General features: G+C 60.8%; 12 protein-coding genes, 1 tRNA gene and 1 pseudogene. 9 read left to right on the forward strand and 5 right to left on the reverse strand.

Translation table 11 applies throughout. The features are described 5' to 3' along the window. The first annotated feature begins 18 nt into the window (after positions 1-18). The 5 genes from AB8B31_RS02180 to AB8B31_RS02200 all read left to right on the forward strand — a co-directional run bounded on the left by AB8B31_RS02180 (position 19) and on the right by AB8B31_RS02200 (position 5,628). Complete coding sequence (locus AB8B31_RS02180; protein WP_130658401.1) at positions 19-1,428, forward strand: helix-turn-helix domain-containing protein; 1,410 nt, start codon at positions 19-21, stop codon at positions 1,426-1,428. Positions 1,429-1,554: 126 nt separating this feature from the next. Next, the gene (locus AB8B31_RS02185; protein ID WP_018244858.1) at positions 1,555-2,652 is read left to right on the forward strand and encodes a polyamine ABC transporter substrate-binding protein; all 1,098 of its coding nucleotides are present in this window, start codon (positions 1,555-1,557) and stop codon (positions 2,650-2,652) included. Between the two features lie 95 nt (positions 2,653-2,747). Next, a complete protein-coding gene (locus AB8B31_RS02190; RefSeq protein WP_027685945.1) occupies positions 2,748-3,890 on the forward strand; it encodes an ABC transporter ATP-binding protein in 1,143 nt (380 codons plus the stop codon). 4 nt (positions 3,891-3,894) lie between these two features. Further along, the gene (locus AB8B31_RS02195) at positions 3,895-4,806 is read left to right on the forward strand and encodes an ABC transporter permease subunit (protein WP_018244859.1); all 912 of its coding nucleotides are present in this window, start codon (positions 3,895-3,897) and stop codon (positions 4,804-4,806) included. A gap of 3 nt (positions 4,807-4,809) precedes the next feature. Continuing rightward, on the forward strand, positions 4,810-5,628 hold the full coding sequence (locus tag AB8B31_RS02200; protein WP_128405326.1) for an ABC transporter permease: 819 nt from the start codon (positions 4,810-4,812) through the stop codon (positions 5,626-5,628). Positions 5,629-5,717: 89 nt separating this feature from the next. Here AB8B31_RS02200 and AB8B31_RS02205 read toward each other — a convergent pair whose 3' ends face one another. After that, positions 5,718-7,610 (reverse strand): AsmA family protein, encoded by a 1,893-nt coding sequence (locus AB8B31_RS02205; protein WP_131703052.1) that lies wholly within the window; start codon positions 7,608-7,610, stop codon positions 5,718-5,720. A gap of 276 nt (positions 7,611-7,886) precedes the next feature. Between AB8B31_RS02205 and AB8B31_RS02210 the strand changes: the two genes are divergently transcribed. After that, positions 7,887-9,839 (forward strand): acetoacetate--CoA ligase, encoded by a 1,953-nt coding sequence (locus AB8B31_RS02210; RefSeq protein ID WP_131703051.1) that lies wholly within the window; start codon positions 7,887-7,889, stop codon positions 9,837-9,839. 261 nt (positions 9,840-10,100) lie between these two features. On the opposite strand, the gene AB8B31_RS02215 is transcribed toward AB8B31_RS02210, so the two are convergent. Beyond that, positions 10,101-13,919, reverse strand: a complete 3,819-nt coding sequence (locus tag AB8B31_RS02215) for an ATP-binding protein (protein WP_131703050.1) — start codon at positions 13,917-13,919, stop codon at positions 10,101-10,103. 213 nt (positions 13,920-14,132) lie between these two features. Between AB8B31_RS02215 and AB8B31_RS02220 the strand changes: the two genes are divergently transcribed. Both AB8B31_RS02220 and AB8B31_RS02225 read left to right on the forward strand, forming a co-directional pair. After that, entirely contained in the window at positions 14,133-14,582 is a 450-nt protein-coding gene (locus AB8B31_RS02220) for a phasin (protein ID WP_003545621.1), read from the forward strand. A gap of 130 nt (positions 14,583-14,712) precedes the next feature. Next, positions 14,713-14,789 (forward strand) — tRNA-His (locus tag AB8B31_RS02225). 97 nt (positions 14,790-14,886) lie between these two features. Here the strand turns inward: AB8B31_RS02225 and AB8B31_RS02230 are convergent. Next, a pseudogene (locus AB8B31_RS02230) lies at positions 14,887-15,038 on the reverse strand (IS110 family transposase); the annotation flags it as partial. A 279-nt stretch (positions 15,039-15,317) separates the two neighbouring features. Here AB8B31_RS02230 and AB8B31_RS02235 point away from each other — a divergent pair. After that, a complete protein-coding gene (locus tag AB8B31_RS02235; protein ID WP_165548375.1) occupies positions 15,318-15,722 on the forward strand; it encodes a transposase in 405 nt (134 codons plus the stop codon). Between the two features lie 5 nt (positions 15,723-15,727). Here the strand turns inward: AB8B31_RS02235 and AB8B31_RS02240 are convergent, their stop codons facing one another. Further along, positions 15,728-16,900 carry an alginate O-acetyltransferase AlgX-related protein gene (locus AB8B31_RS02240; RefSeq protein ID WP_131703048.1) on the reverse strand — a complete coding sequence of 391 codons (1,173 nt, stop codon included), beginning with the start codon at positions 16,898-16,900 and terminating at the stop codon, positions 15,728-15,730. Positions 16,901-16,903: 3 nt separating this feature from the next. Next, positions 16,904-18,340, reverse strand: coding sequence for an MBOAT family O-acyltransferase (locus AB8B31_RS02245; protein WP_131703047.1), 1,437 nt, complete (start codon positions 18,338-18,340; stop codon positions 16,904-16,906). Positions 18,341-18,425 lie beyond the last annotated feature (85 nt).

Consider the following 18,425-nt stretch of genomic DNA (forward strand, 5'->3'; position numbering starts at 1 on the left):
CTTGTCAAAGGGTGTGACATGGCGGAACGAAAGATATTCGCAGGCCCGAAAGTCAGGCGCATCCGCAATGCGCTGGCGCTGACGCAGACCGCCATGGCCGAGGCGCTTGAAATATCGCCGTCCTACCTGAACCTGATCGAGCGCAACCAGCGGCCGCTGACGGTGCAGCTCCTTCTCAAGCTTGCAAGCGTCTATAGGGTCGATCTGGAGGAGTTGCGGGGGCAGACCGGCGGCAGTCTCGACCAGCTCAAGGAGATCTTTGCCGATCCGCTGCTGTCGGGTGAGTTGCCGGGTGACCAGGAACTGGTGGAGGTGGCCGAGGCAGCACCCAATGCCGCGAGCGGCATGATCAAGCTCTACCGCGCCTATCGCGAGCAGGCGGCAAGGCTGTCCGATCTGACGGTGCTGATGGCCGCCGAAGGTCATGCGCCGGTCGCTGCCGGCCGGTTGCCGCTGGACGAGGTGCGAGAGGCGCTGGAGCGCAGGTCCGGCTATTTCGGACGGATCGAGACGGCCGCGGAAGCCTTTGCCGCAACGCTGCCCTGGGGCGTCGATCTTGCCGCCGGGCTGAAGGATTGGCTGCGCTCCGAGCGCGGCATCGCGGTGCGTGTCCTGCCGGTCCATGTGATGCCGGATCTGCGCCGCCGTTTCGATCGGCATTCGATGCGGCTTTTCATCTCGGAGCGCCTGTCACAGGCCGACCGTGCGCATGAGATATCAATCGAGGCCGCGACTCTCGCTTTGCTGCCGGCAATCGATGCCGAGCTCGCCGATCTCTCGCTCTCCTCCGCCGAGGCGCGCCGCATCGCCCGCTTCGAGCTTGCCCGCATCGCCGCGCTGGCGCTCACAATGCCCTATGAAGCTTTTCTGTCGGCGGCCAAGGCTACGCGCTACGATATCGATATTCTGCGTGCGCGCTTCGGCGTCTCCTTCGGCCATGCCGCCGCGCGCCTTGCCATGCTGCAGCGGCCCGGGGCGGCCGCCATTCCCTTCTTCCTGATCGAAATCGATGCCGCTGGCCACCGGCTGCGCAGGGCAGGAGCCCAGGGCTTTCCGCAGGCCCGTTTCGGCGGCGGCTGTCCGAAGCTCAATATCCACGCCGCTTTCCTGCAGCCGGGCCAGATCCTCGCCGAAACGGTGGTCATGCCGGACGGTGCATCCTTCCTGACGGTCGCCCGCACCCTGGAGGGACCGAGCGTCGAATTCGGCGAAAGGGTCAGGCGCACAGCAATCCTGATCGGCTGCGACGCTGCCCTTGGCGAGGGTGTGGTCTATGGGCAGGCGATGGCGCTCGATCCGGTCGCCATCGGTCCGGCCTGTCGCCTTTGCGAGCGGCGCGGCTGCCTTTCCCGGGCCGAGCCGCCGGTGACGAGACCGCTCGGGCTCGACGAGATGGTGGCGGGGCTCAGCGCCTTCGACTTCCAGTGATTGTGAAATCATTGAGGGCCTAGGATTTTGCGCTTGTGGGCTGTGAAATTCCTTCTTAGTCTGCGTGGAAAACCAGAGGGAAAAGATGTCCGGGGGTGCGGAATCTTTGAACAAACAGGAGAAGTTATGAGGTCAACCATCCTATGCGTGACGGCCGCCGCCGTTACCGCACTCCTTGCTGCCGCTCCGGCCTTTGCCCAGGAGCGTGTGGTCAACGTCTACAACTGGTCGGATTATATCGACAGTTCCATTCTCGAGGATTTCACCAAGGAAACCGGCATCAAGGTCGTCTACGACACTTTCGATTCCAACGAGACGCTGGAAACCAAGCTCTTGGCCGGTGGTTCGGGGTATGACGTCGTCGTCCCCACAGTATCCTTCATGCAGCGCCAGATCGCCGCCGGCGTCTACCAGAAGCTCGACAAGTCGAAGCTGCCGAACCTGGTCAATATGTGGGATGTCATCATGAAGGGCGTGGCGTCCTTCGACCCCGGCAATGAATACAGCGTCGACTACATGTGGGGCACGACGGGCATCGGCTATAATGTCGACAAGGTCAAGGCTGCCCTCGGCACCGACGACAAGCCCAATTGGGACGCGTTGTTCGATCCGGCGAAAGCGGCGAAACTCAAGGATTGCGGCATCTATATGCTGGATTCCCCAACCGACGTCGTGCCCTCGGTACTCGCCTATCTCGGGCTCAATCCCAACAGCACCGATCCCGCCGATCTCAAGAAGGCGCAGGAGGTTCTCACGGCCGTCCGTCCCTTCGTCCGCAAGTTCCATTCGTCCGAATATATCAGCGCGCTGGCGAACGGCGATATCTGCATCGCGCTCGGTTATTCCGGCGACATGTTCCAGGCCCGCGACCGTGCCGCGGAAGCCAATGCCGGCGTAAAGGTCGACTACTCGGTCCCGTCGCAGGGAGCCCAGATCTTCTTCGACGTCTTCGGCATTCCAAAGGATGCGCCGCATGTCGCCGAAGCCCATGAATTCATCAACTACATGATGAAGCCGGAAGTGATCGCCAAGGCCTCGAACTTCGTCTTCTACGCCAACGGCAACAAGGCCTCGCAGCAGTTCCTCGACAAGGAGGTCCTTGACGATACGGCGATCTACCCGACGCCCGAGGTGATGGCGAAGCTCTTCACCGTTCCGCCGCTCGATCCGAAGACGCAACGGATCGTGACGCGGCTATGGACCACCGTGGTCACCGGCCAATGATAGAATAACGGCCCGGACGGAAACGTCCGGGCCTTTTTTTGACGATCCCGGCCGGGTGAAACCGGGAGCAAAAGAATGTATTTTCGGGGAACAATATGAAGTCTCTAGGCAATATTCGCCGCTCTTTCGCACCTTGGACCGATCCGTCCGCCAAGCCCTTCATATCAATCAAGAACGTCACCAAGCGTTTCGGTGATTTCACCGCAGTCGATAACCTGTCGCTCGACATCTATCACCGCGAGTTCTTCGCGCTGCTCGGCGCTTCCGGCTGCGGCAAGTCGACGCTTCTGCGCATGCTCGCCGGCTTCGAGCAGCCGACCTCGGGCGAAATCGTGCTGGACGGCACCGACATGGCCGGCACGCCGCCCTATCGGCGTCCCGTTAACATGATGTTCCAGTCCTATGCGCTTTTCCCGCACATGACGGTCGAGAAGAACATCGCCTTCGGCCTGAAACAGGACGGCATGGCGAAGGACGAGATGACTGACCGCGTCTTGCAGATGTTGAAGCTCGTCAAGCTGGAGCAATTTGCCTCCCGCAAGCCGAACCAGCTTTCCGGCGGCCAGCGCCAGCGCGTCGCGCTGGCCCGCTCGCTCGCCAAGCGCCCGAAGGTGCTGCTGCTCGACGAACCGCTCGGCGCGCTCGACAAGAAGCTGCGTGAGGAAACCCAGTTCGAGCTGATGGACCTGCAGCAGAATCTCGGCCTCACCTTCGTCGTCGTCACCCACGACCAGGAAGAGGCGATGACCATGGCCGATCGTATCGCCGTCATGAGCCACGGCAAAGTCGTGCAGGTGGCGACGCCGGCCGAAATCTACGAGGCGCCGAATTGCCGCTTCGTCGCGGATTTCATCGGCGATGTGAACATTTTCGACGGCAAGGTCGCCTCATCGGGCAACGGCACCGTCGAGATATCAGTCGACAGCGGCTTCAGCGTGCGTGTCGCTGCCGCCGAAACGCCCTCCGCAGGCAGCGCCGTCGGCTTCGCCATCCGGCCGGAAAAGATGCGGGTCGGGCGCACGGCTCCCGCCAATGCGTCCGTCAACGCCGCCAAAGGCGAACTCTGGGATATCGCCTATCTCGGCGACATGACCGTCTTCCATGTGAAATTGCAAAGCGGCAACGTCGTCAAGGCCTCGTCCCTCAATGCGCAGCGCTCCGTCGACGACCCCTTCACCTACGATCAGGAAGTCTGGGTCTCCTTCGACGAGAATGCCGGCGTCCTGCTGAAGGATTGACATCATGGGCAAGTTCACGTCCGGCCTCTACAATCGCCTCGTCATCGTCATCCCTTACGCCTGGCTGCTGCTCTTCTTCCTGGCGCCTTTCTTCATCGTCTTCCGCATTTCGATGTCGACGACGGCGATCGCCATGCCGCCCTATGAGCCTGTCTTCTCCTTCGCCGACGGCTGGGCCGGCCTCTTAAGCAAGATCGGCGAATTCTCCCTCGACAATTACACCTACCTCACCGACGACCCGCTCTATTTCAACGCCTATGTGTCGAGCGTGGTGATCGCCGCGATCTCCACCTTCCTGACGCTGCTGATCGCCTATCCGATCGCCTACGGCATGGCGCAGGCGCCACGTGGCCTGCGGCCGACGCTGGTGATGCTCGTCATCCTGCCCTTTTGGACGAGCTTCCTGATCCGCGTCTACGCCTGGATCGCCATCCTCAAGCCGGAGGGCCTGTTCAACCAGCTGCTGCTGTCGCTGCACCTGATCGATACGCCGCTGATCATCCTCAACACCAATACCGCCGTCTATATCGGCATCGTCTATTCCTATCTGCCCTTCATGGTGCTGCCGCTTTATTCGGCGCTCGAGAAGATGGACGGCACGCTGATCGAAGCCGCCCAGGATCTCGGCTGCCCGCCGATCACCGCCTTCTGGCGCGTCACCTTCCCGCTGTCGATTCCCGGCGTGGTGGCCGGTTGTATGCTGGTCTTCATCCCCGCCGTCGGCGAATTCGTCATACCCGATCTGCTCGGCGGGTCGCAGACGCTGATGATCGGCAAGACGCTGTGGAACGAGTTCAATTCCAATCGCGACTGGCCAGTCTCCTCGGCGGTGGCGACCATCCTGTTGCTGATCCTGGTCATCCCGATCGTCTTCTTCCAGAATGTCCAGGCCAAAGCCGAAGAGCGGGGGAAATAAACCATGCTGAAATGGACCCGTTTCAACATCGTCTCCGTCACACTCGGCTTCGCCTTCCTCTATCTGCCGATCGTGCTTCTCGTCATTTTTTCCTTCAACGAATCCAAACTCGTAACCGTCTGGGGCGGCTTCTCGACGAAATGGTATGTCTCGTTGATGAGCAATCAGGCCTTGCTCGATGCTGCCTGGGTGACGCTGCGCGTCGGGCTGCTGTCGGCAACGTTTGCAACCATCCTCGGCACGATGGCGGCCTTGACATTGGTGCGCTACACGCGCTTTCGCGGCCGGATGCTGTTTTCGGGCATGGTCTATGCCCCGCTCGTCATGCCGGAGGTCATCACCGGCCTGTCATTGCTGTTGCTCTTTGTGGCGATCGGTCTCGACCGTGGCTTCTGGACGATCACGCTCGCGCATACGACGCTGACCATGTGCTTCGTCGCCGTCGTCGTGCAGTCGCGCCTGCTGAGTTTCGATCATTCGATCGAGGAAGCGGCCCAGGATCTCGGCGCGCCGCCGGTGCGCACCTTCTTCGAGATCACCCTGCCGATCATCGCGCCAGCCGTGCTCTCCGGCTGGATCCTGGCCTTCACCCTGTCGCTTGACGATCTGGTGATTGCGAGCTTCACGTCGGGGCCCGGCGCCACCACGCTGCCGATGAGGATCTACAGCCAGGTCCGCCTCGGCGTGACGCCCGAGATCAATGCGGTGTGCACGATCCTGATCGGTGTCGTCGCCTTCGGCGTCATCTGCGCCTCGATCGTCACCAAGCGCCGCGAAACGCAGCGACAGAGGGACGAGCGCGCGGCCGCCGCCGGCGCGTGAGGTCTAAAGCGCGTGCTCCTCGCGCTTTAGACCTCTATTTTACGCATGTCGTTATCGCAAAACCGCTGCACACTTTTGCGCGACATGCTTCATTGCGCGTGGGGTGTATTGCCGAAAAGTGGAACCGGTGAGATCACCGGGTTCGGCCATGAGCCGCCGATGAAGAACGGCAGAAGCGGCAGCTCCGCCGCCTTGGCCGGATCGGTTGCCTCAAGCGATCCGGAAAGCGCCAGCCCGTTCGAATGATAGGTGATGATGCCGGAAAGCGTCAGTGTCTGTGTAGGCCCGGCGACGTGGGCGTCATGGATCTCGGCGGAGCCGTTGGCGAAATCGGCCTGCAGGTTTAGCTGGTTGAAAGCGAAGGCGCCGCCTGCTGCCGCGCTCAACGGAAAGAACGGCTTTTCGGCTGCTTGGGTGCGCAATGCCGCAGCATCAATGCCGGGGATCGTGCCTTCCCTGGTCCAGAAGTGCAGCTTGCCGGTGACGTCGGTAAGGCCGGTCGTCCAGATCGCCTTCGGCGACTGTAGGTCGAGATCGAGCGATCCTGTCGCAAGCGGCAGCGGACCCTTCAGCTGCAGGCGCTCGGCAAGGGCTGCGAAGTCGGCATCGCGGATCGACAGCTGCAGCTTGCCGCCGCCGTCGAAGTCGCGCTGCGTCGCTTCCAGATGCGCGGTCATCTCGCCGCCTTCGAACTGGCTGTCGCCAATATCGAATTTCGCTTCGCCGCCGGCAACGATCACGCTGGCGCCAACGTCGGAAAGCTCGAAGAGACCCATCTGCGCGCGCCGTGCCGAAAGCCTGACGTCGACATCGAGCACCCGCAGCGGCCCGCTTATGCCGGCGGAGATTTCCTCCGCCTCGCCGGCGGCGAGCCTGAGCGCGAAGGCATCGAGGAAGGGCTTGAGGTTCATCTGGTCGAAGGCGAGCGTACCGCCGATCTTCGGGCGTTTTCCAGGCTGGGTGAAAAGGTCCATTACGCCGGTGGCACTCGCTTCGTTCAGCGACAGACTGAGATTGTTGAAGCGTAGCCCGTTGCCCGACGACATGATGTCGGATTCCAGCGAAGCGCTCTTCAACGTTGCGATGCCGGGGATCGATTTGCCCGACCATGTCAGCAGTGCGGGCACATCGGGAATGCTGGCGGTGATATTGCCGGAAAGGGCCGAAAGGCTGGCGATGCTGGCAATCCCCTGGAAGTGCGCGGTCAACAGGTTTGATGTGAGCGACGTCCGGGTCTCGGCATTCCTGCCGGCAAAGGCGAGCAGCGGCTGGCGCGAGGCGAAATCGACCTTCAGGTCCTCGCCATTGATGCGGGCGATGACGACCGCCGAGATCGCGCCGGATAGCCTCGGCCAGGCGATATCTGCGGTGACGCTCTCGAAATGATAGGTCTTGGCGGACTTGATGTCGGTGACCACAAGCGTGCCGTCCTCAACCGTCACTGCGCCGATCTCGGCATCGAGATCCGGAGCGAGCACCTCAGCTCCGTTTTCGGAGCCTACGCCGTTGATCGCGCGTGCGAGCAGGCCGGCATAACTCCAGTCGATCAGCCCTCTCTCGTCGCGCGTCAGCGCCAGGTTGGGGCGCACCAGATGGAATTCGTGGAAGCTCGTCCGGCCTCGCAACGCATCGATGAGGCTGAAATCGGCCGACAAGCTTTCGATGCTGCCGAGCAGCTTGTTGCCGCTTTCGCGCGGTTGGCGGATGCTGATCTGGTTCAGTGTGATGCGCGGCGTCGGCCAGAATTCGAGAACCGGACTACCCTTGATCTCGGCATGGTAGCCCGTCCATTTCGACAGCGCGTCCTCGATGCCGGAGCGCACGAAGCCGGTCGAGATGAGATAGGGTGCGGCGACCCTGAGCGCCACGAAAAGCGCAAGCGCGATCAGCAGGAATACCGTCGACAGGCGGGCGAAGGCCGGAAGCCAGCGCGAAACGGGTCCGATCTTCCTGCGCCACCTGCGATGTCTTGACGTGCTCATGATCTCCGCCGGCAAATTCAGCCGGTCATCCCGTTATGCGCTGATTTCGCCGGATATAGGAAATATCAGGCATATGCAAATCCCCTACAGCGCCGCGCGTCTTTTCAGACGCGTAAAGGACGCTGTAGCACTTTCAATTAAATAATTGGAGCATGATGTCGTCCGAAAACCTCTCACACTTTTCGGCATCATGCTCCAGGCGACGGATCGCGTCGGTTCCGCGCTTTATAATGCAATGCAGCATGATATAAGGACGGCATTGGGGAGGAGGATTGAATGCAGGATAACAGACCACTTTGGGTGCCCTCGGAGGATGCCGTTGCAAAAAGCCCGATCCATGCCTTCATAGAACGCTGCAATGCCGATTTCGGGCTTTCTCTTACTGGCTTTGAGGATCTGCATGCATGGTCGGTGGCCGAGCGGGAGAATTTCTGGCCGACCGTCTGGGATTTCTGCGGCGTGAAGGGAGAGCGCGGCGCAGAGGTGCTTGCCAATGGCGATCGCATGCTGGACGCCCGCTTCTTTCCCGATGCGACGCTGAACTTCGCCGAAAACCTTCTGTCTGGTCGCGGTGACGGCGATGCGATCATCTTCCGCGGCGAGGATAAGGCCGAGGACCGCTGGTCGTGGGACCGGCTGCGCGCGCTGGTCTCGAAGCTGCAGCAGGCCTTCTCAGCACTCGGCATCGGCAAGGGCGACCGCATCGCCGCCATGATGCCGAATATGCCGGAGACCGTCGCCGCCATGCTCGCCGCCGCCTCGATCGGCGCCATATGGTCGTCCTGTTCGCCGGATTTCGGCGAGCAGGGTGTGCTCGACCGTTTCGGCCAGATCGGCCCGAGGCTGTTCATCGCCTGCGATGCCTATTGGTATTCCGGCAAGCTGCAGGATGTCGGCGCCAAAGTCGCCACCGTCACAAAAAACCTGGGTGTTCCCTCCATCATTGTCCACTACGCCGGCGATGCGGAGGCAGTGGCGCGCAAGACGCCGGGGGCTTCAACGCTTGAGGCCTTTGTCGCGCCCTATGAGGTACGGGAAGTCGAGTTCACGCGGCTTGGCTTCGCGCATCCGCTCTACATCCTCTTTTCGTCAGGCACGACAGGCGTGCCGAAATGCATCGTGCATTCGGCCGGCGGCACGCTGCTGCAGCATCTGAAGGAGCAGCGGCTGCATTGCGGCCTGGAGGCGGGCGAGAAGCTGTTCTACTTTACCACCTGCGGCTGGATGATGTGGAACTGGCTGGTCAGCGGTCTCGCCAGCGGCGCAACGCTCTGCCTGTTCGACGGCTCGCCCTTCGCCCCCGATGGCAACGTGCTGTTTGACTATGCCGAGGCCGAAAAATTTGCCATCTTCGGCACCTCGGCGAAATATATCGACGCGGTGCGCAAGGGCGGGCTGACGCCGCGCGCAAGTCACGATCTTTCCAGCCTGCGGCTGATGACCTCCACCGGTTCGCCACTGTCGCCTGAGGGGTTCACCTTCGTCTATGAGGGCATCAAGGAAGACGTGCAGCTCGCCTCGATCTCAGGCGGCACCGATATCGTCTCCTGCTTCGTGCTCGGCAATCCGCTGCAGCCGGTCTGGCGCGGCGAGATCCAGGGGGCCGGCCTCGGCCTTGCCGTCGATGTCTGGAACGATGATGGCAAGCCGGTGCGCGGGGAGAAGGGTGAGCTCGTCTGCACCAAGGCCTTCCCCTCGATGCCGGTGATGTTCTGGAACGACCCTGATGGCGCCAAATATCGCGCCGCCTATTTCGACCGGTTCGACAATGTCTGGTGCCACGGTGATTTCGCCGAATGGACGGAGCATGGCGGCCTGATCATCCACGGCCGCTCGGATGCGACGCTCAATCCCGGCGGCGTGCGCATCGGCACGGCGGAGATCTACAATCAGGTCGAGCAGATGGAGGAGGTGGCCGAGGCGCTCTGCATCGGCCAGGAGTGGGACGACGACGTGCGCGTCATCCTCTTCGTTCGCCTTGCCCCCGGTGTGGTGCTGACGGAGGATCTCGTCAAGGCGATCAAGACGCGAGTCCGCACCGGCGCCTCGCCGCGGCATGTGCCGGCGAAGATCATCGCGGTTGCCGATATTCCCCGCACCAAATCCGGCAAGATCGTCGAGCTTGCCGTGCGCGAGGTCGTTCACGGCCGGCCGGTGAAGAACCAGGAAGCCCTCGCCAATCCCGAGGCGCTGCGGTTCTTCGCCGGGCTAAATGAGCTGAAGGATTGACAGCGATCGGAAACTACAAGCTTTCACCCTCTATCAATCTCCTGTCATGGAAACCTTTCGTTAAGAAAGGTTTGTCAAAGGTGAAACCATCTTGGGGGTCGCACATGAACGAGGCGGCCTGGGGCCTTCTGGCCTCCGAAACATGACGTTGATCGACTGAGCTCTTGTTGAACAGCACCAAATTCAAGGCAGCCTCTGGCTGCCTTTTCTTTATGCGCTTACACTGCCGCGCGTCTTTTCAGACGCGCAAAGCACGGTGCGTTAGCCGGCCAGCACCCGCTGCGACGGGAAGGTGATCTCGACGAGCGTGCCCTCGTTCGGCGTCGAATTGATCGAGAACGTTGCCCGGTTGGCATCCACCATCGCCTTGGTCAGCGGCAGGCCGAGCCCGGTGCCGTCGCCGCGATGGCGCGATTGGGTCGAGGAGACCTGCCGGAATGGCTTCATCGCCTGGTCGAGTTCGCTGCGCGTCATGCCGATGCCGGTATCGCGGACCCTGAGGACGACGCTGCCATTGGTCTCATAGGACGTGGAAACGACGATCTGCCCGCCCGATGGGGTGAAGCGAATGGCGTTCGACAGGATGTTCAGGGCGATCTGCTTGATCGAGCGCAGATCGGCCACGACATCGGGCACCGATTGCGACAGCGCCGTGCGGATGATGACGCGCTGGCCATTCGCCTGCGGCTGTATCAGCGCCACGGCCTCGGAGACCGCCTCATTCAGACCGACGGCATCAAAATCGAGATCCATCTCGCCCGCTTCGATCTTCGAAATGTCGAGCAGGTCGTTGACGATGTCGAGCACGTGCCGGCCGGAGCGGCCGATATCATTGGCATATTCGATATAACGCGGATGGCCGATCGGGCCGAAGCGCTCGCCCGCCATCATGTCGGAAAAGCCGATAATGGCGTTGAGCGGCGTGCGGATCTCGTGGCTGACACGGGCCAGGAAATCGGTCTTGTGGGCGTTGGCGGTTTCGGCCGCACCCTTGGCGTTACGCAGCTCGTCCTCGGTGCGCTTCCACTGGGTGATATCGCGGATGACGGCGCAATAGCCGTTGGAGGAGGTGAGCTGGCCCATCGTCATGAACAGCGGCACGAAGCCGCCAGCGGCCTCGCGGCCGATCACTTCACGCCCGTCGTTCAGCACACTTGCCACGCCATGGCCGGAGAGGCCGTTCAGATAGTCGATGACCGCTTTCTGGCTCTCATGGGCAAACAGCATGACGAAGGGTTTGCCGCGCGTCTCCTGCTCGTCGTAATTGAAAAGCGCGCTGGCCGACCGGTTCATCGAGCGGATGTCGCCCTCGGTGCCGATGACGACGACGCCGTCGGTCGCCGTTTCCAGGATCGAGCGCAATTCCTCCACTTCGACCTGAAGCTTGGCGACCTTCTCGACCATCCGCTCGGGGCGGCCTTCGGAACGGCCCTCGGACCGGTTTGCTTCGCCACGGCCATCTTCCTTGCCTTCCACCGGCATCAACGCCAGCATCAATGCATTGGCGTCTTCCCAGCGCACCGATTGTAGCCGCGCGGTCACCGGCGCCAGCGTATCATCGGCCTTGACGAGCATCATGGTGCCGGAGCCGACAGACTTTTCCTCGAGTTCACGGCGCTGCAGCAGGGCTTCGATGCCGCCCACCTCGCGCAATGCCTCGAGCGAATCGTAGCCCGTCAGCCGCATGAATTCCGGATTGGCATGGATCAGCGCATCGCCGATATGGATAAGCACGGCAACAGGTAGCTGGTCGACCGTGCCCACCGAAAGCCCGTCCGTCATCTTGACGCGTGGCGGAATGAAGCTTGTGAGAACCTCGATCTGGCTGACCGTCTCCTCAAGCCCTTCCGTCGCCTCGTCCTCCGCGATGATTGAAGGCTCTTCGGCGGCGCCGTCGTCTTCGCGCTCGGCCTCGACGGCATTCTCGAAGATCGCCTCCTGCGGCACCATCTCCTCGAGCGGCGGTATATCAGCCTTCTCGGCGGTGGGTATTTCGGCCTCGAACTCTTCGGGTCCTGAGGCCTTTTCGAAGCCGGCGGTTTCGGTGACGGCCGGTTCCATCGGCGCCGGCACGGCAGGCTCGTCCTTGCTGGCGCCGAAGGCTTCGAGGCGCTTGGCGATTTCGCGGAAATTGGCCTGTTCGGCGGCCGTCAGTCCGGCGCTGGCGTTATGGAGCTGAACGATCCTGTCGGAGAAACGGCGATTGGGCGTTTCCGAAATGCGAAGCGCCGGCGGCTCTTGCGGAAGATCGGCTGCGGGCTCGGCGGCGGAAACGTCGCCAGCATCGGCGCTGCCTTCCGCTTTTTCTGCCGCACTTTCCGGGGCAGGGGTCTCGATGGCCGCCTGCTCGGTGGCAATCTCTTCCGGCGCTGGCTCCGTCTGCGGCGCCAGATCCTCAACCTCTTGCGTCAGGGCCGGTTCGATCAGGGGCTCTTCAAGCACTGTCTCCGCTTCGTGCACCACCTCGGTAATGGTCTCGGCCGGCGGGCCGAGACTTGCGGCATCATGGCCGATGCCGTCCGGGCCAAGTGTCAGGCCGAGCGCCAGCGGATCTTCCTGGGCATCGGAAAGCCGGACGACGCCGAAGCCGCGGAACCCATCGAAGTCGCGGTTGCGGGTATAGGTCGGCAGCGCCGCCAAATCGACCGGAACGACGAGGCTGGTGCCTTCGACCGGCCAGAGGATCGTCTTGCCCGACCACGTGTCGCGGCGGGCGAGCGCCTCGGAAAGCTTGCCGTCAGGATCGAGATTGAAGAGGGCGGCGACATCGCCGAAGGCAGATCCGATGATATCGGAGGCGTGCGGACCGACGGCCTCGGCAAATTCGTGGCTGACCTCGTTGAACCGGCCTTCGGCGTCGATCTTCCAGACGAAGCGCGTGGCGCGGCTGTTCGGCCTGAAGACGAAGCCGGGCTCAGCCGCAAGCGGGGGCAGGTCGGTGACCACAGGCGTTGCGATGACGGGCTCTTCTTGGACCGCCTCCGGCGTGTCGTCGACAGGCGTTTCGCTGGCTACAGGCGGTTCCACCGTCTCGGCAACGGAGGCCAAATCGTCCTCGATGACCGCGGCGGGCTCGGAGGCCTCAGCCGCGCTGCTATCGATCATGCCCTCGTCGCTCTCCGGCTTCGCATCCCGGGCAGGAGAAAGCCCATCGTCAACCACCTCGTCTGCGGATGCTAGAGCTGTCCCGGCCGGCTGTTCGCTTTCGCCTGCGATCTCCTCGAGCGTCTCCTCGACCTCTTCGATCCCCGAGACCGCGTCGATGATCTCGGTAAAGCCTGTCGCGGCGACAGGCTCGTCCTGAAGCGCTTCGGCCGGCGGCACGCTTTCTTCCTGTGCGGGCGCATCGACCGGGTCGAGCGCGGGTGCATCGACCGGGTCGAGCGCGGGCGCATCGATCCCGTCAAGATGACCGATCGCAGTCTCCACGGCAAAAAGCAGATTGAACGCCGGATCGTCGCTGAGCTTGCCGACCGCGGCCGGAAGATTGCCTCTGCCGGTGGCGACAGGTCGCTTCACCAACCGGTCGGGATGTGCGCCGGCAAGGTTGATCAAGGTCTTTGCCGTCTGCTCGGAGATCCCGAGCGAGGCAAAGCCCGGCGAAGCCGCGATGACCTCGCCATTGGCGCCGATCACCGCCATATGCGTGTCGGGATCATCAAGTCCCTGCAGCATCTGCGCCGCCGATGCGCCGGCCGCGAGTGGCTTTGCTGAGATCGGCACTGAAAACAGGATGGCCTTTTCGCCTTGGGAAAGCCGGATCAGTTCGGCAGCCGCCTGTACCTGCGCACGCTGAAAGCCCTTGGCAACGCGGATCATCAGGCTGCGGCTGTCGCCGATATCGGTCAGCTGGCGCGCGGCGGTTTCCAGCTGGCGGAAGGTGATGTCGGCGCGGTCGACCCCCTGATCGAGCAGGTCATAGACTGCCGAATGGCCGAAAAGCTCGGCACCTGCACCGTTCGCCCAGAGCAGACGGGCAAGATCGGCCGAAAACAGCACCATGGCCTCGCCGCGTGAAAAGCGTTCCCGCACCCGTGCATGCACGGCGATATCGATGAACGGATATTGGACTGCGGGCATGTTCGAACCTTGTCGCTGTCGGCCTTCTTAAATTAACGGCTTATTAATAACTGCGGGGCGCATGCCGGTCCAGAAGAGGAGGGGGTTTTCGGCCGGAAAGGTTAACGTCTTGTGCGCTGCACAATAATTGTTGCAATGCACAATGAAATGTCTTATATAAGCATCATCCAACAAACGCAGGCAGCGGCTGCCTCAACCCAAAGGATGCGACCCATGGCTACCATAAAGACCGACGACGTTTTTTCAATCGCTTCTTTCGACCCGTCCAAGTTCACGGAATCTTTCCGTGAATTCGCCGAAAAGGGCGCTCAGCAGTCGAAGGATGCCTATGCCAAGCTGAAGACCGCTGGCGAGGAAGCCGGCAAGACGCTCGAAGCCACTGTCCAGACGGCACAGGCCGGCAGCGTCGAGATTGGCCTGAAGGCGATCGACATCCTGCGCATCAATTCCGAGAACTCGCTGTCGCACTTCGAAGCGCTGCTCGGCGTCAAGTCGCCTGCCGAATTCTTCGAGCTGCAGACCTCGTTCATCCGCAAGCAGGCCGAGCTCACCGTCGAGCAGGCGAAGTCGATCCAGGAAACCACCAAGCAGGTGGCCGAGAAGCTCGCAAAGCCCTCCAAGGACGCCGCCGAAAAGGCCATGGCTTCCTTCAAGGTTGCCTGATCGGTTTTTATCGACCAGAAACAAAAGGCTGGACCTCGCGTCCGGCCTTTTTGTATATTGACGAGGAATGGGGCTTGAATTCGTCGCCAAGTCCTCGTATGTGACCCCCGTCGCGCCAAGCGCGATTAATGCGGTTGTAGCTCAGTTGGTTAGAGCGCAGGTTTGTGGCACCTGAGGTCGGAGGTTCGAGACCCCCCAACCGTACCATTCCCCCTTTTGTCCATACCGAAGACATAGGTAACAGATCGTCCCTGAGACAATGGGTGATAACCTCGAGCCGAACCGGTTGTCGTTGGTTTGGGTGCAGGCGCGCCAGGCTCATGGCATCCCGGCGGTTTGTCTTCACCCGGTGACCTGCGCGCCTGGGCACCAGCGAGGCGCCACCACCACGCAGTTATGCCCCAGTTCAACAATCTGGCGATAAAGGCCGTAGCCGTAGGACCGGCCTCAGCAAAAGTGAAGCTTGGCTCCGCGCTTGGAAGGCTTGTTGATCATCGATGCCACCGATGCCGGCTCCGAAGGGATGTCGCCACCGATATCTTCAGCTTTGATGTAATCCACGCCGATAAATATTACGCCCTCATCTTCCATAGTTCGCCCTCACTAAGCGTGGGGCAAGGCTCCGGCCTATCCAGAGCGCCCCCCGATTCAGCGTAACCATGTTCCGCCCTAACGTTGTTCTGTCCCCTTTAATCTGTGATCGACTTCCCATGGATGACCGAAGGGAGTTTTTCCATGGAGAATACATTGGAGATTCTCACGACCAAGAAGTCTGGGCGTGAGGTTCACGGGCACTGGCCGGATGAGGTGAAGGCGCAGATCGTTTCTGAGAGCCTTCGGCCCGGCGCGATGGTGAATGCGGTCGCGGAGCGACATGGCTTAAAACCGAACCACCTGTCCTCCTGGCGAACAATGGCGCGGCAGGGCAAGCTTGTCCTGCCCGCGCCTGAGGATGCGGTAGAATTTGCAGCGGTGATCGTTGATCCGCCCGCTCCGGAGCCGCCGTTTCCGGGCCCGTCGAGCGCCGGCGCTGGCTACACTTATGACATTCATTGGGACGGCGCGACACATGTGCAGCGGTCGGAAAACGACAATAAGTTCTATCACCATGTCACCGGCCAGCAGAACGGATCGATCTAGCGGCCTTACTGGCCAGACCGGACGACATCCGGGTTTATGATGGGGAACTCGCCGCAGCCCTGCGAACACTCGACGAGGCGGGATTCTACGTAAAGGAAAACAGCAAAGTCCGGTCGATAGGCATCCAAAAAGGCGGCCGGGAATTTGTCGTCCGGGTCCTCGAAAACATTGTTCAAGTTGACCGTGGCGGACTGGCTGAAAACCTCACCGAAGATCGCCGCCATCCTGTTCGTGAACGAATCTCCCATAAGCGCCACTTTGACCTTTCGGACGTGGCTGTTTTCGTAATAAGTGAGGCGACTCCCCACCGGCAGCAGGGCCGTTGACGCCGGCGGCGGCGGTGAAGTGAAGCGATATTCACCGTCCGGAACGGGGACCCAACTTGCATCTTGAAATGGCAACCCCATCATCCTCCCGAAGGCGGTTGGCTGGTAATAGTCGATCTTGAGGCTGTAGGGAGGGAAGGCAGATGGGGCAATTTGCGGAAAGTATCGCTCAATATGGGAGGCCAGCTGCTGGAAGGCCACGAAGGTACCGTGCTGGGTAGCATGCGGGTCTGTGCGATAGTAGAGTTCGGCGGTCTGCGAGGCTTTTATCATAGCCTGTCGAACCGGGACAATGCTTTCCGGCATGATGTCGTTGAGCGCTTTATAGAGTTGCTCCGACTCCGTTGGAAGGTTTTCATCGAAATGCCAGCTCTCGGGCATGTATCTATTGCCGTAGATCGCCGTTTTCGTAGGCATGAAGAGGACGAGCATATGAATGCCGCGCTTATCGAGCCAAGCCTTTCGCTCGATAAGGGCCTGCTTTGCCTTGGCTATATATTCGTCGCTTAGCGTACGCGGGCCGACCGAGCCCTGCCCATCGAATTCGGCGCCGAATATCCAGCCGTCCCTGCCAACAACAACGTTGCGGGCGAGCGTGGAATCGAAGCCGGAATAGAGCGTTTTATTGAAGGCAAAAACTAAAGGCTTTCGAAAAGCGAAGTTATCCGTGAGCCATGCGTCAAGACCTCTCACATAGGCGCTAAGGCTGTCGTTCCACGCCGGCGGCTTTGCCATCTCTCTGTTTTCATCAACGTTCGACGGGGCCTGCCATCCCATGAAGGTGAGAGCGGCGTTGCATGTCAACGCGGTCAATAGGACAGAGGGAAGTAGGAGTTTTAGAGCGACGCGCATGGCCTAGAACCTGAAATAGAGGAAGGCTTGCAGGGTGCTGGCGGCGGCGGCTGACAGGGCTATTGCACCTACAACGACCAACGTTAAGTTTCTCGTTGCCTCCTGAAGAGAGCTAGCAACAAGGACGTCCGATGCCTCGCCAGAGGCCACACGGCAACCGAATATTCCCGTCACTTTTGGATATGCTCCGATGGCAAGCGCTGCTCCAATGCAAAAAGCCGAAAGGAGGAAGGGATTGTAGAGCCGGAGTATGTCTGCAGGCGCCCCATCAAAGCCTCCGAAGAACAGCGCATAGAGATAGCCGGTTGCGTGATCGACGTTTTGGGATCGAAACCATACCCATCCTATCAGCACGGCAACAATTGTGTAGGAACGACGAACCACAAGTGGCCAGCGTTCAATGGACCTGCCCACTCTGGTCCGCTCCAGCGTCAGAAGGGCGCCGTGCCAGAGGCCCCAGATTAAGAATGTCCAATTGGCGCCGTGCCAGATACCAGTTGTTGCAAAGACAATCCAAAGGTTGATGGTGGTCCTCACCTGGCCGTGCCTATTCCCGCCGAGCGGTATATAGAGATAGTCGCGAAACCACCTCGATAGCGTCATGTGCCAACGCCTCCAGAAATCCTGAACGCTTGACGCCGTATAGGGCATGTCGAAATTTTCGGGAAAGTGGAACCCGAACATCTTGGCGAGGCCGATCGCCATATCAGAATAAGCGGAGAAATCAAAATAGATCTGCAGCCCGAATGATGCGATGCCCATCCAAGCGAGCGGGCTGCTGAGATCGCCGGCATCGGCGCGAAAGATGACGTCGACCGGGATGGACAGCGGATCGGCAATCAGGAGCTTTTTGGCTAAGCCGATGACAAATCGCTCGGCGCCCGCCGAAAAGCTCTCAAGTTTTACAGTTCTATCTCGCAGATCCCCAGCTATCTCCTTGTAACGGACGATCGGGCCGGCGATCAGCTGCGGGAAGAATGCTTTGAACACTCCCATGCGGATCAAGTTTCGTTCCGGCTGAACGTCTCGTCGGTAAATATCGACGAGATAGCTTATCGCCTGGAATGTGAAGAACGATACACCTAGCGGAAGCAAGATATGGGGCACGGGCACTTCCGGCAGGCTCACCTGTCTCAGCAGGATATCCAAGTTGTCCACGATGAACGCGGCATACTTGAAAATTATGAGCACAAGGAGGTTGACCGCGACGCCAATTCCCAGGAGCAGGCGCTTGTAACGACCTGCCTGATGGATCGAAAGGCCGAAGACATAGTTGAAGACGATAATAAAGATCAGAAGCCAAACCATGACCGGGTCGCCCCAGGCATAAAACGCCAAGCTTAAAATCAGCAGCGTCACGCTGCGGAACGGCAGCAAAAAGTAAGTGAAGATCGCTAGCGGAAGAAAAAAGCTGACGAATACGGGCGATGAAAACAGCATTCGCTTTTCCGAGAATTAGCCAAGGCGGGAATACATAGTAGGCACCGATAGGTCAACCGGTCGGCGGTCGTTTCCCACTACTTAC

It is taken from the genome of Rhizobium sp. 62_C5_N11_2 (genome assembly GCF_051811185.1).
Lineage (GTDB): Bacteria > Pseudomonadota > Alphaproteobacteria > Rhizobiales > Rhizobiaceae > Rhizobium > Rhizobium leguminosarum.

What these genes read in the sequence shown, in the direction of transcription:
- AB8B31_RS02180 (WP_130658401.1), top strand. Translation starts at nt 19, where the DNA reads ATGGCGGAACGAAAGATATTCGCAGGCCCGAAAGTCAGGCGCATCCGC.
- AB8B31_RS02185 (WP_018244858.1), top strand. Translation starts at nt 1,555, where the DNA reads ATGAGGTCAACCATCCTATGCGTGACGGCCGCCGCCGTTACCGCACTC.
- AB8B31_RS02190 (WP_027685945.1), top strand. Translation starts at nt 2,748, where the DNA reads ATGAAGTCTCTAGGCAATATTCGCCGCTCTTTCGCACCTTGGACCGAT.
- AB8B31_RS02195 (WP_018244859.1), top strand. Translation starts at nt 3,895, where the DNA reads ATGGGCAAGTTCACGTCCGGCCTCTACAATCGCCTCGTCATCGTCATC.
- AB8B31_RS02200 (WP_128405326.1), top strand. Translation starts at nt 4,810, where the DNA reads ATGCTGAAATGGACCCGTTTCAACATCGTCTCCGTCACACTCGGCTTC.
- AB8B31_RS02205 (WP_131703052.1), bottom strand. Translation starts at nt 7,610, where the DNA reads ATGAGCACGTCAAGACATCGCAGGTGGCGCAGGAAGATCGGACCCGTT.
- AB8B31_RS02210 (WP_131703051.1), top strand. Translation starts at nt 7,887, where the DNA reads ATGCAGGATAACAGACCACTTTGGGTGCCCTCGGAGGATGCCGTTGCA.
- AB8B31_RS02215 (WP_131703050.1), bottom strand. Translation starts at nt 13,919, where the DNA reads ATGCCCGCAGTCCAATATCCGTTCATCGATATCGCCGTGCATGCACGG.
- AB8B31_RS02220 (WP_003545621.1), top strand. Translation starts at nt 14,133, where the DNA reads ATGGCTACCATAAAGACCGACGACGTTTTTTCAATCGCTTCTTTCGAC.
- AB8B31_RS02235 (WP_165548375.1), top strand. Translation starts at nt 15,318, where the DNA reads ATGGAGAATACATTGGAGATTCTCACGACCAAGAAGTCTGGGCGTGAG.
- AB8B31_RS02240 (WP_131703048.1), bottom strand. Translation starts at nt 16,900, where the DNA reads ATGCGCGTCGCTCTAAAACTCCTACTTCCCTCTGTCCTATTGACCGCG.
- AB8B31_RS02245 (WP_131703047.1), bottom strand. Translation starts at nt 18,340, where the DNA reads ATGCTGTTTTCATCGCCCGTATTCGTCAGCTTTTTTCTTCCGCTAGCG.